This window comes from Clostridium sp. MD294 (assembly GCF_000364165.2).
Taxonomy (GTDB): domain Bacteria; phylum Bacillota; class Clostridia; order Lachnospirales; family Anaerotignaceae; genus Coprocola.
The window spans coordinates 895,045-910,791 of the sequence record NZ_CP097810.1 but is presented as its reverse complement, the minus strand read 5'-3'; the positions used below and the strand labels follow the sequence as shown (position 1 = coordinate 910,791).

Here is a 15,747-nt window from a genome sequence, read left to right as displayed (position 1 = left end):
CCCCTTGTTAACTGTGTATCCATGCCAAATATGCACTAATAAAATTATCAATATTACCATCCATAACAGCTTGTACATTTCCTGTTTCTTCTGACGTTCTATGGTCTTTTACCATAGTATAAGGCATAAATACATAAGAACGAATTTGACTTCCCCAGCCAATTTCTTTCACATCGCCACGAATTTCTGCTAATTTTTTCATCTGTTCTTCAATCTTTAAAGAAAGCAGCTTACTTTTTAACATCTTCATTGCTCTATCTTTATTACTAAATTGGCTTCTTTCATCTTGACATTGTACTACAATACCTGTTGGATTATGTGTAATACGAATGGCAGAAGATGTTTTATTGACATGCTGTCCACCTGCACCACTTGCACGATACGTATCTATACGAATATCATCTGTATTGATTTGTATATCTGTATCATTTTCAATTTCTGGCATAACATCACAAGAAGCAAAAGAAGTATGTCTTCTCCCTGAACTATCAAAAGGAGATACCCTAACAAGTCTATGAATTCCCTTTTCTGATTTTAAATAACCATAGGCATTTTCACCATTAACTTGTATTGTAACAGATTTTAAACCTGCTTCATCACCATCTAACATATCTAATATTTCAACTTGAAAATCATTTCTGTCTGCCCATTTTGTATACATACGGAAAAGCATATTTGTCCAGTCACAAGCTTCTGTACCACCAGCACCAGAATGTAATGTTACAATAGCATTATTTTTATCATATTCTCCATCTAAAAGAGTAGAAATTTTTAAGTTATCATACTCTGCTAAAAAGCTATCTGCCAATTCTTGTACTTCACTAATAATACTTGCATCTTCTTCTTCAGTACCCATTTCTATCAATGTTAAAATATCTTCATATTGTGTCACAAGTGCTTCATATCTGCCTATTTTATTTTTTAATCCTTTTAGCTGTCTTAATACTTTTTGACTTTTTTCCATATCAGCCCAAAAATCGGGGTCAGCAGATATTTCTTCTAATTCTGTTATTTTCTCTTTCGCACCAGCGACGTCAAAGTGAAGCCCCCATTTCCTCTAATTTTTCGTCATACGCAGACAGCGACAAACGAATTTGTTCTAATTCAAACATAAAAAATCATCTCCTTAAAATCATTTTAATATTTTTATTATTTATATTATTGAGGACAATTTCTTTCCTCTGATACACAAATTTATTCCTCTTTACCACAACAGTTTTTATATTTTTTACCACTACCACAAGGACAAGTATCATTTCTACCTATTTTTGCTTCTTTTCTTTCTTTTGGTTTTTTCTGTATAGTGTCATCTTTATTTGTAAACATAGGCTGTATCATTTGTACTCTTGTTGTTTCTGTTTCCAATTTTACTCTATACAACATACGCAATGTATCTTCTTGAATATTATTGCTTAATTCTTCAAACATATCATAGCCTGCAAATTTATACTCAATAAGAGGGTCTCTTTGTGCATAAGCGTGCAAACCAATACCTTGACGCATTTGGTCCATATCGTCAATATGATCCATCCACTTTTGGTCAATTACTCTCAAAAGTATTACCCTCTCTAGCTCTCTCATTCTTTCAGCATCGCCAATTTCTTGTTCTTTCATTTCATATATTTTTTCTGCTAATTTTTTAAGTGTATCCTTTAAATTATCTCTTGTTAAATTTTCTTTTGTATCTTCTTTTACTTTAATAGAACCTATAGGAATAATAGAACCTAAACTTTCACTCAATCCCGCCATATCCCATTCTTCTGAAAATTCACTTTCCGCAGTATACGCATCTACATATCTATCTACTACATCACCTATCATAGATACAATACTTTCTCTTAAATTTTCTCCTACTAAAACTCTATGTCTTTCACCATATATAATTTCTCTTTGCTCATTCATTACTTGGTCATATTCTAACAAATGTTTACGAATAGCAAAGTTATTACCTTCTACTTTTTTCTGTGCATTTTCTATAGCTCTCGTTAGCATACCTGCTTCTATAGGCTCATCTTCCTGCAATCCCATAGCATCTACTAATTTCATTGTTTTTTCAGAGCCAAACAGACGCATTAACTCATCTTCCATAGAAATATAAAATTTAGACTCTCCAGGGTCGCCCTGACGTCCAGAACGTCCACGAAGCTGGTTATCAATACGTCTAGACTCATGTCTTTCTGTACCAATAATTTTTAATCCGCCTATTTCCGCAACGCCTTCTTCTAATTTAATGTCTGTACCACGTCCTGCCATATTTGTCGCAATGGTAACAGCATCTAATTCTCCTGCGTGAGAAACAATTTCTGCCTCTTGTTCATGGTATTTTGCATTTAATACTTGATGTTTAATACCCTCTTTTTTCAACATTCTGCTTAATTGTTCTGACTTATCTATTGTAATAGTACCAACTAATACAGGCTGATGTTTTTCATGACAAGCTATAATATCTTTTACAACTGCTCTAAATTTTGCTGCTTCTGTACGATAAACAACATCATGATGGTCTTTTCTAATAACAGGGCGATTTGTAGGAATTTCTACAACGTCCATACCATAAATATTTCTAAATTCTGTTTCTTCTGTTTTTGCTGTACCAGTCATACCACATTTCTTTTTATATTTATTAAAGAAGTTTTGGAATGTAACAGTTGCCAATGTTTTACTTTCTTTTTTCACTTTTACATTTTCTTTTGCTTCAATCGCTTGATGTAAACCATCAGAATATCTTCTTCCTGGCATAATACGCCCTGTAAATTCATCTACAATCATAACCTCATCATTTTGTACTACATAATTTTGGTCAAGGTGCATATTGTAGTTTGCTTTTAAGGCATTATTAATATGATGTTGTATTTCCAAGTTTTCTGCATCGGAAAGATTATCTACATGAAAAAATTTTTCTGCCTTTTTAACACCTTCTTGTGTTAATGTAACACTTTTTGCTTTTTCATCTAATATATAATCTCCTTCTTCTTGTATTTCTTCTTTTGTCAAAGGATTTAATGCTTCTTCTTCATTTAATATTTTACCTTTTTTCAATGTCTTTACAAAAGTATCTGCTATTTTATACAGTTCTGTAGACTTTGCTCCAGAGCCAGATATAATCAAAGGTGTTCTTGCTTCGTCAATTAAAACAGAGTCCACTTCGTCAATGATAGCAAAGTTCAATTCCCTTTGTACCATACTTTCCTCTCTTACCACCATATTATCACGTAAGTAGTCAAATCCCAATTCATTATTGGTTGCATAGGTAATATCACAAGCATAGGCTTCTCTACGCTCATCATTTTCCATATTATTTAATATAACACCTACTGTCATATCCAATTTCTCAAACAAAGGTGTTACCCATTCAGAGTCACGTTTTGCTAAATAGTCATTTACTGTTACTACATGTACACCTTTTCCTTCCAAAGCATTCAAATAAGAAGACAATGTTGCAACCAACGTTTTACCTTCTCCTGTTCTCATTTCTGCAATACGTCCTTGGTGCATTACAATACCACCTAAAAGCTGCACTCTAAAATGACGCATACCCAATGCCCTGCTTGCTGCTTCTCTTACTGCTGCATACGCCTCTGGCAAAATTTGGTCAAGAGTTTCTCCTTTTGAAAGACGTTGTTTAAATTCTGTTGTTTTATGTTTTAATTCTTCTTCAGATAATTTTTCAAATTCTGGTGATAAAGCTTCAATTTTATCTACAATAGGCGTAATACGCTTAATTTCTTTTTCACTATAATTACCAAATATTTTTTCTAAAAGACCCATTACGGTTCACCTCATTATTTTTTAGTTTTACATTTTTATAGTTTATCAAAAAGCCCCTCTCTATGCAACACCTATTTCAAAAGCAAAAATATTTTTGATTAGAAATATAGTTTCAAATTTTATTAATTTATTATATCAGTATATCTAATATCACTTATAAAGTATACCCTCTATTACCATAGATTAGATACAGTATCTGTATTTAACATTTTTTGTAAATTTGTATATCTACAAGAACGTACTGCCATTCTATTTCCTCCTAGTGGAATTTTTTCAATTTTATTGGGTTTACCTTTAAAATATAAAATATACTTTCCAGTATCTTTATATTTTTCTATTCTATCCACACAAGCATAATATGTAATGGCAGAAATAGGTGCAACTTGATATACAGCTATATATTTTATTCTATTTCTCATTGGTGCTGATATTCTAACAGCATACCAGCAACTTTCTCCTATAAAAACTTCATTAAATCCCTCTTCCATAGCAGGAACAATAATAGTATCTAACTCATCTACATCTTTTATTTCTTCACTATCAATATCGATTTCTTGTTCATCATAAAATGGTGTAAATCTATGAACAACTTCTTTATCCCCTTTATAAGATTTAAATTCCAAAACAGTAATTTCATCACTTAATTTAGATTGTACCTTCTCTAGCTGTTTTGTATATTCATCAATAATAATAATAATTGATATTGGCATTTCATAAATTACATGATACAAAAGTTCTGTTTCATCATTAAATTTTGTTTTTTCATTTTGAATATATTCTCTTAGAAGTTTTTGCTTATGACTGTCTTTTATAATTTCTTCCATAAGTATATTTTTTAATCTATATTTATTGTCATCAAATGTCATAGAAAATTTGAGCAATTGTTCTGCAATATGCCCATATAAATCATGACTTTCCATTTCTACTTCAATAAAATATAATTTCGGTTCTGTATGAAATGTTAAATCTAAACCATATCCGTCTGGAATGGTATTTCCTATTTTCTTTTTTATATCAAAATAAATAAAATTTTTTCCAAATATAGCTTCTTTATTTTTTATAATTTCTTGTTCAAATTCTTTCTCTATATTATATTTATATGGTTTTAAAATTTCCTGACTTGTAATAATTTTATACATTAACTATTTCTCCTTTATTTAGAGTATACTTAAAAATAACAATAAATACTATAATTATATTATAAATACAATATCATTCGAAATTTTTATTATATTTAATGTTTTTCTCGTTTTATTTTTTCAATAGTATCTTGCTTTGCTGTATAACGCAATTTACTTAATCTTTCATGAACTTGTGCTTCTTCCCAACCATACTGCTGCTGTAATTCATACTCTAAAGGTAGCCATGAAGAAATAGGTGCTTCATTATGTTGTAGTACTGCCTCTAATCTATCCAATGCTTTATAAATTTTTGCTTCCATTGTTTGTCTTTGTTCCATCTCTTCAAAAAGTGTCATGATATCTTGTCTTTGAGGTTCTGGCAATTTTTCCATCAATTTTATAATGGCTTTTTCTTCTTGTTTTGAATGTTGCTCTGTTTTCAAAAAAGAAGGAATATCTCCTGTTACTGCTTCTCCTAAGTCATGTATAATACACATTTTTATAATTTTCTGAAAATCAACGTTCTCTATTTCTCTCTCCAATAAAAGTGCCATTAGTGACAATCTCCAGCTATGTTCTGCAACACTTTCTTTTCTGTTAGTAGACGTCCAAGAATGTCTAGTATTACATTTCATTTTTTCTGCTATAGTCAAAAAATCAATTAATTCTCTATCTGTCATATTATTTCCTTTCTTCTTTTATATTATCACACAGAACTATTATAACACAAAAAGGAATACGATAGTATCGTATTCCCTAATTTTGTTATCCTTCAATAGCAATATATTTTTTTGGTTCTACTTTTCTTTGTTCTTTTTTTGGTATTGTCAAACGTAATATACCATTTTCAAATTTTGCTTTAATATCTTGCTGCTCTACTGCATCTCCTACATAAAAACTTCTCGTACATTGTCCTGTATAACGTTCTCTACGAATATATACTCCATTTTCATTTTTTTCTTCTTTTTGCTCTCCTTTCGTTGCACTAATTGTCAAATAACCATTTTCCAAATTTGCACTAATTTCTTCTTTTTGAAATCCTGGTAAATCAATATCTATTTCATAATTATTATTTTTTTCTTTTATGTCAGTTTTCATTATGCTCTTTTCATACGAACCAAAAAAAGGACTTTTTCCTCCAAAAAATTCTTTCTCCCATGGTGAATTTATAAACTCATCAAATAAATTTCCTCCAAAAATACTAGGTAACATCATAAGTCATTCCTCCAATGAAATAAATTATTTTAATTTTAATTTTAATTATATTGATGGACTACTTAAAATGGACTTTTTTGTTCATTTCTTTTGTTCTGAAAATAGTATATACCGTTTTGTTAGCACTGTCAATAGGTGAGTGCTAAAAGAATTGTAAATTTTTTGTGAACTTTTTTAACTGTATTGTACATTTTAAAACTTATTTCTATATATTATATGCTTTTTTCCTTTTATTTGTGATATAAAAATTTTTTAATATTGTAATAGTTATACTACATAACATAAAAATAAATATGAATATTTTTAACAAAATATGTCATATATTCCTACCAGTTTTATATGATATTACTGCAAATTCTTTATTTAAAAAGAGGTATATTTTACTAGGGTTTGGTTTTTAAAATATTGTCTATACTTTTCCATAATACTATTTTAGAAAGAAGGTCTTATAATGCAAACACATTTAGAGGAAAATATTATGATAAAATTTTTACAAAAATTTAATCAAAACCCTTTTATTATCAAATATCAAAACAACATATATCAAGTGGGTGAAGGAAAACCTATTTTTATTGTACATTTCAAAAAAGAAATTAACATAAAAGAATTGACAAAAAGTACTTCTCTTGCTCTAGGGGAAGCATATATGCGTGGTGATTTAGAAATTGAAGGAGATTTATACAATGCTTTAGATCATTTTTTATGTCAAATGGATAAATTTTCTACAGACCAATCTGCTTTAAAAAAACTAATATTTCCTTCCAACTCTAAAAGAACTCAAAAAAAAGAAGTTTCTTCTCATTATGACATAGGAAACGACTTCTATCAGCTTTGGTTAGACAAAACAATGAGCTATTCTTGTGGATATTTTAAAAACGAAACAGACTCTCTTTATCAAGCACAGGTAAATAAAGTGGATTATATACTTCAAAAACTTTATTTAAAAGAAAACATGACATTACTTGATATTGGCTGCGGTTGGGGATTTCTTTTAATAGAAGCAGCCAAAAAATATCATATCAAAGGTACTGGTATCACACTCAGCACAGAACAATACAAAAAATGTCAACAGCGTATTGCACAAGAAGGATTACAAAATGATATTACAGTAGAATTATTAGATTACAGAGATTTAAAACATTTAAATAAAAAATTTGATAGAGTTGTTAGTGTAGGTATGTTAGAACATGTAGGGCGAGAACAATATCAAAAATTTCTTTCTAGTGTAAATGATATATTAAATACACATGGTCTATTTTTATTACACTATATTAGTGCTAAAAAAGAACATTCTGGAGACCCTTGGATTAAAAAATATATTTTTCCTGGAGGTGTGATACCTTCTTTAAGAGAAATTATAAATCAATCTGCTGAATTTAATTTTGATGTACTAGACATTGAAAATTTACGACTTCATTACAGTAAAACATTGCTTTGTTGGGACGAAAATTTCAGACAGAATTTACCTACTATTCGTACTATGTTTGATGAAGAATTTATTAGAATGTGGGATTTATATCTTTGTGGTTGTGCTGCTGCCTTTCATAATGGTGTAATAGACTTGCATCAAATATTATTTACAAAAGGTATTAACAATAATTTACCTATCACAAGATGGTATTGATACAAAAAAGTGTTTCAAAAGTTATTTTCCTTTTGAAACACTCTTTTTTATTTTCTTGCTAGTTTTTCTATACCATGGAATATTTGCATTACTCCCTTTTTCTGTTCTGTAGAGCAATTTTGATAAAACAATATCATATCATATGGAAATTCTTCTTTTTTTCCTTCTCCTTTTAAAAGATAATCTATACTTATATGAAGTATATTACTGATTTTAATAATATTTTCTACTGAAAGTCCTGTAATCCCCCTTTCTACTTCACTATAATGTTTTATAGAAATATTTAACTGGTCAGAAAGTTGTTCCTGTGTCATACGCATTTCTTTTCTTCTTTCTTTTAATCGCACACCCATCTCTTTTTTATAATTCATGGATTTTCACCGCCCTTTTTACCTTTTCAGTAAAGTATAGCCCAAGCCAAAAAGTAAAATAACAATGTAATAGGTTATATAAATAACAACCTAATAAGTTGTATTTTTTGTAATATTTCGTTATAATGGTTTTACGACAAAATTCTACATTTTTTTGAAAAGGCTGGTGATGTATACATGAAGCAATCAAACTGGTACTTTTTTACAGCAATATTTGTATTTCTTTGGCAATTTCTATTTATTCCTTTACTTAAATCAATATTATTTTAATATAAAAAAGGATTGAAATTTATACTATTCAATCCTTTATTTGCTTTATATACTTTTCTTTTACATTTCTCTTCTGCCTTCTAATGCTCTTGATAATGTAATTTCATCTACATATTCCAAGTCACTACCTACAGGTACTCCATTTGCAATTCTAGTTACTTTTATTTGAAGTGGCTTCAAAAGTCTACTAATATACATTGCTGTTGCTTCTCCCTCTACATTAGGGTTCGTTGCAAGTATCACTTCCTCCACATTGTCCTCTTTTTGCAGTCTATCTAATAATTCTTTTATTTTAATTTCTTTAGGTCCTACTCCTAACATAGGAGATATTGCTCCATGTAAAATATGATATACCCCATAATATTGTTTTGTCTTTTCATATGCCGCCATATCTCTAGGGTCTTCTACTATCATAATTGTTTTATGATCTCTTTTTAAATTACTACAAACAGGACAAGGGTCATTATCTGTTAAATTACAACAAACAGAACAATATTTTACATTTTCTCTTGCCTCTACAATAGCAGATGCTAATGCTAAACTTTTTTCTTTTGGCATATTAATAATATAAAATGCTAATCTTTGAGCAGATTTCCTTCCTATTCCTGGCAGTCCAGAAAATTCTTCAATTAGCTTTGTAATAGGATTTCCATAATAATTCATTTTATAGCTCCTTTTTATTGATATCCATTATGTAAAACACTCACATTTAAAAAATAAACTCCTGCACAATATGTTTCATCATAACATAATTGTAAAGAATATTCTGTATTTTGTAAATATTGATTGCAAATGGCAATTTGTTTTTCTATGGTATTTTTTGTTCCTAAATCCACATATAAATTTTGAATATATGGTAAAACATTGCAAAACAAATTTCTTGGTAATTTTTGTTTCAAAAACAGTGTTACTTTTTCACTAACATCTTCATCATACCCTTCAATTAAAAGACTTTCTCCTTGTACAACAGAGTAATATAGCCAAAATACCTCTTCCTCTATATCATAATAATATTTTAAAAAGTCTTCAAAATCTTCTTGATTATCAATAAGAAGCATTTTTTGCATTGTTTCTGTTTGTATATGATAAAGTTGTATATAGTCTTTTAGTTTAAAAAGTTTATGAATATATCGTCTTTCACTATAACACATAATTTATTTTCCTAACATATCACACAATTTTTCAATTGCTTGTTGTTGTGTTTCAACAAAAAAGAAAGCTTTTCCTTTATTACTTTCATATATAAAGTCTTTTAATGCTTTACTTGTATACATTGAAAAGTCTCCAACTATTGCTAATTTTATATGATAATTTATTAATTTCTGAAATACTTCTCCTGCAAGTCCTGTACTTAATTGAAAAAAGTCTTCCGAAATACACTTTTTATCTATTACTATATTACTACAATTTGTTTGATATTTTATATCCATTATAGCATCTATAGCAGACGTTGCTTGTTTTATATTTATTTCGTTTTCTTCTATTATCACAATTTCAATGTTATTTTTTACTATTTTTTCCATATTTATCACCTTTTAAAAAATTTTTATTTATGATAGGGTTCTTTTTTAATAATACGCATTGCCCTATAAATTTGTTCTAATAATATTACTCTCATCATTTGATGTGGAAATGTCATAGCAGAAAAACTAAGTGCTCTATCTGCTTTTTTCATAACTTCCTGTGATAGCCCTAAAGAACCTCCAATAATAAATACTATATGATTTATACCCTCTACAGTATCCTTTTGTATTTGTGCTGCTAATTGTTCAGAAGAAAACATTTTTCCTTCTATCGCAAGTGCAACCACAACACCATCTCCTTTTATTGCTTTTAATATTCTTTGTCCTTCTTTCTGACAAACTTGCTGTTGCTCTGCTTTGCTCATTGTTTCTGGTGCTTTTTCATCTGGCAATTCTATAATATTTAATTTACAATATTTTGTCAGACGTTTGCTATATTCTTCTACAGCTTCTTTCCAATATCTTTCTTTTAATTTTCCTATACAGATTATTGTAATTTTCATAATTATTCCCTATAATTCTACCACTTTACTACTTTGGTACCTTAATGCCATATCTAATTGAAAATGTTTTCCTATTTTAATGTTATTTTTTTCTAATATATTTTTTACTGTTTGATATGCCAGACGTGGATAATTATTCTGTTCGCTCATATGACCCAATAAAACATATCTTAACTTTTCAGACATTATGTCACATAACAAATGTCCTGCAGTATTATTAGAAATATGCCCTTTTTTTCCTAATATCCTTTGTTTTAAATAATAAGGATAACAACTATTTTTTACCATTTCTTCATCATGATTTGCTTCTAAAAGAAGTAATTCACTATCAAATAATTTTTCTTTTATATCATCTGTTATATGACCTAAATCTGTAGCAATTGTTATTTTATGGTTTTCTGTTTCTATACTATATCCTACTGCTTCTTTTGCATCATGAGGAATAATAAAAGGATATATACACATATCATTAACAACACATTTTTCTTGTGCATATACAAAACGCTTATTTTTTTCTGCAATTTTTCCAATCTGATTTTCCATAGCTTCCCACGTTCCACAAGTAGCATAAATTGGTATATCAAATTTTCTAGAAATAACGCCTACTCCCTTAATATGGTCTATATGCTCATGAGTAACAAAAATAGCATTTATAGCATTTCCTGCTACTTCTAAAGAAGACAATGCTTGTATAATATGTTTTCCACTTACTCCTACATCTATTAATATTTTTGTGTGTTGTGTACCTACAAACGCACTATTTCCACTACTTCCACTGGCAATAGAACAAAATTTTACAGCCATAAGTTTATCCTCCTAATGTGATGTAATGTTATAGTACATCTGATTTTTATACTTGTACTCTTTTAATTTCAGCTCCTAATGCAGAAAGCTTATATTCTATATCTTCATAACCTCTATCAATATATTTTGTATTATCAATCTGTGTTTCTCCTTTTGCTGCAAGTCCTGCTAATATCATTGCTGCACCTGCTCTCAAATCTGTAGCAGAAACTTGAGAACCTGTCAAATAAGGTACTCCCTCTATTACTGCAATTCTACCATCTACTGTAATATTTGCTCCCATACGACGCAATTCATCTATATATTGAAAACGATTTTCCCAAACATTTTCTGTAATAATATTTGTTCCTTGACAAACACTTAACAATGCTGCCATTTGTGGTTGTAAATCTGTAGGAAATCCTGGATAACTCATTGTTTTTACATTCACATTTCTCAAAGGTTTATCTGATATTACACGAATAGCATCATCAAATTCTTCTACTCTTACATTCATTTCTACCAGTTTTGCAGAAAGAGAGTCCATATGTTTTGGAATAATATTTCTTACAAGTACATCTCCTCCAGTAATTGCTGATGCAATCATATAAGTTCCTGCTTCAATTTGGTCTGGTATAATGGTATACTGTGCTCCATGTAATTTTTTAACACCTGTAATACGTATTACGTCTGTACCAGCACCTTTAATATTTGCTCCCATAAAATTTAAAAAGTTTGCTGTATCTACAATATGAGGTTCTTTTGCTGCATTTTCAATAACTGTTTTTCCTTCTGCCATAGTAGCAGCAAGCATAATATTAATTGTTGCACCTACACTTACTTGGTCCATATAAATAGAAGTTCCAACTAATCTATCAGCATAAGCTTTTACAATGCCATTTTCTACAATAACCTCTGCTCCTAATGCTCTAAATCCTTTTAAATGCAAATCAATAGGTCTTGTACCAAAATTACACCCTCCAGGCATAGCAACTTCTGCTTTTTTAAATCGTGCCAAAAGTGCCCCTAAAAGATAATAAGATGCACGAATTTTTTGTACTTCTTCATAAGTAGCACAAATATTATTGATATTTCTTCCATCAATTTGTAATGTATGTTTATTTAAAAAAGAACTTTTTGCTCCTATTTTATTTATTGTATTGCATAAACTGCTTACATCTTCTATACAAGGCAGATTTTCAATAACACTCACATCATCTGCCATTATCGCTGCTGGAATAATCGCAACTGCTGCATTTTTTGCACCACTAATGCAAACTTCTCCTTTTAACTGCTTTTGCCCCATTACAATTAATTTATTCATAAAAACTTCAATTCCTCCCAAAGAAACTCTTGTTTTTTTATATCAAAAGTATCACAAACAATATGTTGTAGTATTTTTTTATTTTTATATCTATGTTATTTATTAAGTCAATTCATAAAGTAATCGAAATATCATCTCAGCAATGTATTATAACACAAATACTATATTATTCATATCTTTACTAAAAAATTTCTTATTTTTATTATAGCAATTATACCACTAAATACTAAAATCTCAAACATTTTTTATATTTCAGTATCTATAAAAATACAATTTTTACTTTTTTTATAAAAATAGGACAGCTACTTTATAAAAGTACTGTCCAGATTATTATATTTTCTCTTTAATTAGTGTTCTTATATTTTTTTATTATTCCTTTATTTCTCTTATTATTTCATTTGTATACGCATTTATAACATATGGTTGTTGTTTTCCTAAAACATAAATTCTATAGCAAGGTACTAATTTTGCTGCATTTTCTATTTTTAAATCTTCCATTTCTTGAAAATCATATCCTAATTCCATTTTTTGTATAGTAACAGTTTCATAAGTATTTGTTTCCTGTCTTTCTTTTTCTATTTCAATCAAAAAAGTAAGTAATGCCTCATCAGAAAAACAAATATCTTTTTTATCTCCTGTAAAACCTTCTGTATTAAAATAATTTAATTTTACACGAGAAATTCCTTTCTCTTCCACATATACCTCAAAGCAATTTACAAAAACATATATCCCTTTATATTTTTGAAAAAAAGTGACTTTATAGCCTTTTTCTATTTCCTGAACATTCCCTATTTCAAAATGATTTCCATTTTTTTTTCCTAAGGCTTCTACAAATTCTTTTGCTTCCTTTCTTGCTTCATTTAATGTAATCTTTTTACTTTCTCTTGTACCATTTTTGAATACTAATTCTCCTTTGTTCCCTTCCATAGTAAGCACTTTGCTTTCACTCGTTATAATTGTTTTATTAAACTCTACTGTAATCGTTGCCTCTTCTTGTCCAAAAAATTGCTGTTTCATATCATCTCTACTATACATAGGTGCATTTAATGACAATTTTCTCATAGGAGGAAATTTTGTCAAAATGTCTGTATACAATATAATGCGGTTTTGAGAAAGAACTTCATAAATGGCTCTTTCTTGACTAGAAGTTAATACATTTTGCTGATATTGCTGATAATTAAAATATCCCAATACTACATTCATTATAAAAAGTAGTACTAAAAGAAAATTTTTTACAGCTTTCCATTCCAAAGTTCTTCCTCCCTTCTTTTTTATTTTACTGTCTTTCCTATATACAATTCATGATACAATTCTGTTATCCATTTCATTGTTACTGTAAAATTTGGTTCTACAAAATAAGCTAAATACATATCTTCTACTTCTTTTACTTCTAATTCTTCATGATTGATTTGATATTGTTCAATCGCTTGGTCTAATGCTCCTAAAAACTCTACTGATATTTCTTTATCTTTTATATCTACTACTTTAAAATTATGAGCATATCTTTTATACTTTCTTACGGAATTTCCCCTTATGCAAAATTCTATAGCATGAGGCATATCAAATTCCTTTTGTACTGCTTCAGAGAATAATATAGGATAGTTATCTACAGTATAATCAAAATAATATACTATTTCATTCCCATTTATCTCAATACCAGATAAATAAGTTTCTGTTTCTAATGAAGTGTCATTATTCATAAAGTTTTTACAAATTTGATATCCTGTAACAATATCTGTTTTTATTTCTGTGTCATACGTTCCATAACTATAATATTCTAATATTCCCTTAGGATAATATCTTACTACAACAGTTTCATCACTAAACACAAATGTACCTGTTTCATCTACTCTATTCCAATCTGCTTCTAAGTTTTTAAAAAAACTATCTACTGAATTTTCCAAAAAATATCTATTAATACTACCATCTTTCATAAAAGGATTGACTTCCATAATACTTCTATAAGGGAGGCTATTTTCTTTCCACTGTGGCACAAAAACACTATCTTGAAACAAATTAAAACCACTTTGTTTTGTAGAAACATATGTTAAATCATTTTGTTTTGCTTCCAACATAGTATACAATTTTGTACTAATATGAGATTTATTTATTGACACATTCCAACATTCTTCTAAATTTGTATTAATAAAATAAACATTTGTTATTCCATTACTTGTTTTATTTGGTACGAATACAACACAATCAAAACTTTCTATTGTAGGTGTCAAAAATTTTTTATTATAGTTTTCAAAATATTCCGATACTGGAATAAAAAAATGATATTTCAGTAATAAACATTTTTTGTCCAATATATCGTCCCATGGTATTTTTTGTAGTATTGTACCTGTTTCTGCTTGCATTAAAACTTCTTGAAGCAAGTCGTTTCCTTCTGACAGTACTGCTTCTTTTTCTATATCATTCGCATATGCCACTGTATATTTTTTATTTCCACTGCCTATCACAAATTTACTAGGCAAAAGTAATATATTTTCTTCTGCCGTAAACTCCTTTTGACCTCCTAAGCCAAAAACAGTATAAAAAAAGTTATGGCTTGCAGTATCCTCAAGCCATAACAATCCCGTTTGATAAACAGCAGCTATAACCAAAATAATAATGACAAAATTTTTCATTTTGTTGATATTCATTGATTTTTCACCGCTTCTATATTTCATTTTTGCCCATTTACATTGTTAGCGATAGGTTTCTTGTGCTGCCGGGAATCGAAACTGTATTCTCCAATTCATTTTTAATAGTAATATTACGCCTTTTCACAATGGTTTCTCCACTTACTGTTTCACAACCTTCTTTCGATGCTGTAATAGATACAACATTTTCTCCAAGACTTAATTCCACAGTCTGGCTAAATATACCAGAAGCACCAACTTCAATTTCAAAGTTTGCACTTTCCATTAGTTCTCCATTGGCGTCTTTTGTACTAACGTTGATTTCTATGGCAGTTCCTTGATTTGCCACACCCGCAATGATTTTTGTATCATCAAAGGTAGATTGTGTTTCTTTAGACATATCAATGCCACTTGTTACGGAAAGGCCAAGTTCCTGCTCCGCCGTTTCAGCATCAAGAGGCCCTGCGTAAACAAGCACTGGTGCAAAGCAGAAAAGCATTACAACAATAAACGCGATAGAAAATTTTTTCATTTCTAATTGGCCTCCTTAACTAAAATTTTTTGTACCATGTACTCTACACGCACCTATTATAACCCAATTATGTTACAATTATGTTACAA

Annotated in this window: 16 protein-coding genes; 1 reads left to right on the top strand and 15 read right to left on the bottom strand. The window is 29.2% G+C overall.

Features of this window, described 5'->3' with window-relative positions:
- Positions 1-7: 7 nt before the first annotated feature.
- The 5 genes from prfB to C820_RS04380 all read right to left on the bottom strand — a co-directional run bounded on the left by prfB (position 8) and on the right by C820_RS04380 (position 6,104).
- Positions 8-1,112 (bottom strand): peptide chain release factor 2 gene (gene prfB, locus C820_RS04400; protein ID WP_156801461.1). Its coding sequence is split into 2 segments (ribosomal slippage): positions 8-1,036 and positions 1,038-1,112, totalling 1,104 coding nucleotides; the frame shifts between segments, so codons are not numbered across the junction.
- Between the two features lie 82 nt (positions 1,113-1,194).
- Positions 1,195-3,768, bottom strand: a complete 2,574-nt coding sequence (gene secA, locus C820_RS04395; protein WP_004037934.1) for a preprotein translocase subunit SecA — start codon at positions 3,766-3,768, stop codon at positions 1,195-1,197.
- 173 nt (positions 3,769-3,941) lie between these two features.
- Positions 3,942-4,907, bottom strand: coding sequence for a DUF8743 domain-containing protein (locus tag C820_RS04390; RefSeq protein WP_004037935.1), 966 nt, complete (start codon positions 4,905-4,907; stop codon positions 3,942-3,944).
- Between the two features lie 95 nt (positions 4,908-5,002).
- A complete protein-coding gene (locus C820_RS04385; protein WP_004037937.1) occupies positions 5,003-5,569 on the bottom strand; it encodes an HD domain-containing protein in 567 nt (188 codons plus the stop codon).
- A gap of 85 nt (positions 5,570-5,654) precedes the next feature.
- Positions 5,655-6,104, bottom strand: a complete 450-nt coding sequence (locus tag C820_RS04380) for an Hsp20/alpha crystallin family protein (protein WP_004037940.1) — start codon at positions 6,102-6,104, stop codon at positions 5,655-5,657.
- Between the two features lie 451 nt (positions 6,105-6,555).
- On the opposite strand from C820_RS04380, the gene C820_RS04375 reads away from it, so the two are divergent.
- Entirely contained in the window at positions 6,556-7,728 is a 1,173-nt protein-coding gene (locus C820_RS04375; RefSeq protein WP_004037942.1) for an SAM-dependent methyltransferase, read from the top strand.
- Positions 7,729-7,775: 47 nt separating this feature from the next.
- On the opposite strand, the gene C820_RS04370 is transcribed toward C820_RS04375, so the two are convergent.
- The 10 genes from C820_RS04370 to C820_RS04325 all read right to left on the bottom strand — a co-directional run bounded on the left by C820_RS04370 (position 7,776) and on the right by C820_RS04325 (position 15,658).
- Complete coding sequence (locus C820_RS04370; protein WP_004037944.1) at positions 7,776-8,099, bottom strand: helix-turn-helix domain-containing protein; 324 nt, start codon at positions 8,097-8,099, stop codon at positions 7,776-7,778.
- A 330-nt stretch (positions 8,100-8,429) separates the two neighbouring features.
- The gene (recR, locus tag C820_RS04365; protein WP_004037946.1) at positions 8,430-9,032 is read right to left on the bottom strand and encodes a recombination mediator RecR; all 603 of its coding nucleotides are present in this window, start codon (positions 9,030-9,032) and stop codon (positions 8,430-8,432) included.
- 14 nt (positions 9,033-9,046) lie between these two features.
- The gene (locus C820_RS04360) at positions 9,047-9,520 is read right to left on the bottom strand and encodes a hypothetical protein (RefSeq protein ID WP_004037948.1); all 474 of its coding nucleotides are present in this window, start codon (positions 9,518-9,520) and stop codon (positions 9,047-9,049) included.
- A gap of 3 nt (positions 9,521-9,523) precedes the next feature.
- Positions 9,524-9,892, bottom strand: coding sequence for a DUF4180 domain-containing protein (locus C820_RS04355; RefSeq protein ID WP_004037950.1), 369 nt, complete (start codon positions 9,890-9,892; stop codon positions 9,524-9,526).
- Between the two features lie 23 nt (positions 9,893-9,915).
- A complete protein-coding gene (rlmH, locus tag C820_RS04350; protein WP_004037952.1) occupies positions 9,916-10,395 on the bottom strand; it encodes a 23S rRNA (pseudouridine(1915)-N(3))-methyltransferase RlmH in 480 nt (159 codons plus the stop codon).
- Positions 10,396-10,404: 9 nt separating this feature from the next.
- On the bottom strand, positions 10,405-11,199 hold the full coding sequence (locus C820_RS04345; RefSeq protein ID WP_004037953.1) for an MBL fold metallo-hydrolase: 795 nt from the start codon (positions 11,197-11,199) through the stop codon (positions 10,405-10,407).
- Between the two features lie 46 nt (positions 11,200-11,245).
- Positions 11,246-12,502: a UDP-N-acetylglucosamine 1-carboxyvinyltransferase gene (gene murA / locus C820_RS04340; protein WP_004037968.1), complete on the bottom strand. Its 1,257-nt coding sequence runs from the start codon at positions 12,500-12,502 to the stop codon at positions 11,246-11,248.
- 369 nt (positions 12,503-12,871) lie between these two features.
- Entirely contained in the window at positions 12,872-13,753 is an 882-nt protein-coding gene (locus C820_RS04335; protein WP_004037970.1) for a two-component system regulatory protein YycI, read from the bottom strand.
- A 20-nt stretch (positions 13,754-13,773) separates the two neighbouring features.
- Positions 13,774-15,147 carry an RNA polymerase beta'' subunit family protein gene (locus C820_RS04330; protein WP_004037971.1) on the bottom strand — a complete coding sequence of 458 codons (1,374 nt, stop codon included), beginning with the start codon at positions 15,145-15,147 and terminating at the stop codon, positions 13,774-13,776.
- Between the two features lie 37 nt (positions 15,148-15,184).
- Positions 15,185-15,658, bottom strand: coding sequence for a hypothetical protein (locus tag C820_RS04325; protein ID WP_004037973.1), 474 nt, complete (start codon positions 15,656-15,658; stop codon positions 15,185-15,187).
- Positions 15,659-15,747: the final 89 nt, after the last annotated feature.

Bases quoted from the DNA above. Each gene is read 5' to 3' on its own strand.
- secA (WP_004037934.1), bottom strand. From the start codon at position 3,768: ATGGGTCTTTTAGAAAAAATATTTGGTAATTATAGTGAAAAAGAAATT.
- C820_RS04390 (WP_004037935.1), bottom strand. From the start codon at position 4,907: ATGTATAAAATTATTACAAGTCAGGAAATTTTAAAACCATATAAATAT.
- C820_RS04385 (WP_004037937.1), bottom strand. From the start codon at position 5,569: ATGACAGATAGAGAATTAATTGATTTTTTGACTATAGCAGAAAAAATG.
- C820_RS04380 (WP_004037940.1), bottom strand. From the start codon at position 6,104: ATGATGTTACCTAGTATTTTTGGAGGAAATTTATTTGATGAGTTTATA.
- C820_RS04375 (WP_004037942.1), top strand. From the start codon at position 6,556: ATGCAAACACATTTAGAGGAAAATATTATGATAAAATTTTTACAAAAA.
- C820_RS04370 (WP_004037944.1), bottom strand. From the start codon at position 8,099: ATGAATTATAAAAAAGAGATGGGTGTGCGATTAAAAGAAAGAAGAAAA.
- recR (WP_004037946.1), bottom strand. From the start codon at position 9,032: ATGAATTATTATGGAAATCCTATTACAAAGCTAATTGAAGAATTTTCT.
- C820_RS04360 (WP_004037948.1), bottom strand. From the start codon at position 9,520: ATGTGTTATAGTGAAAGACGATATATTCATAAACTTTTTAAACTAAAA.
- C820_RS04355 (WP_004037950.1), bottom strand. From the start codon at position 9,892: ATGGAAAAAATAGTAAAAAATAACATTGAAATTGTGATAATAGAAGAA.
- rlmH (WP_004037952.1), bottom strand. From the start codon at position 10,395: ATGAAAATTACAATAATCTGTATAGGAAAATTAAAAGAAAGATATTGG.
- C820_RS04345 (WP_004037953.1), bottom strand. From the start codon at position 11,199: ATGGCTGTAAAATTTTGTTCTATTGCCAGTGGAAGTAGTGGAAATAGT.
- murA (WP_004037968.1), bottom strand. From the start codon at position 12,502: ATGAATAAATTAATTGTAATGGGGCAAAAGCAGTTAAAAGGAGAAGTT.
- C820_RS04330 (WP_004037971.1), bottom strand. From the start codon at position 15,147: ATGAATATCAACAAAATGAAAAATTTTGTCATTATTATTTTGGTTATA.
- C820_RS04325 (WP_004037973.1), bottom strand. From the start codon at position 15,658: ATGAAAAAATTTTCTATCGCGTTTATTGTTGTAATGCTTTTCTGCTTT.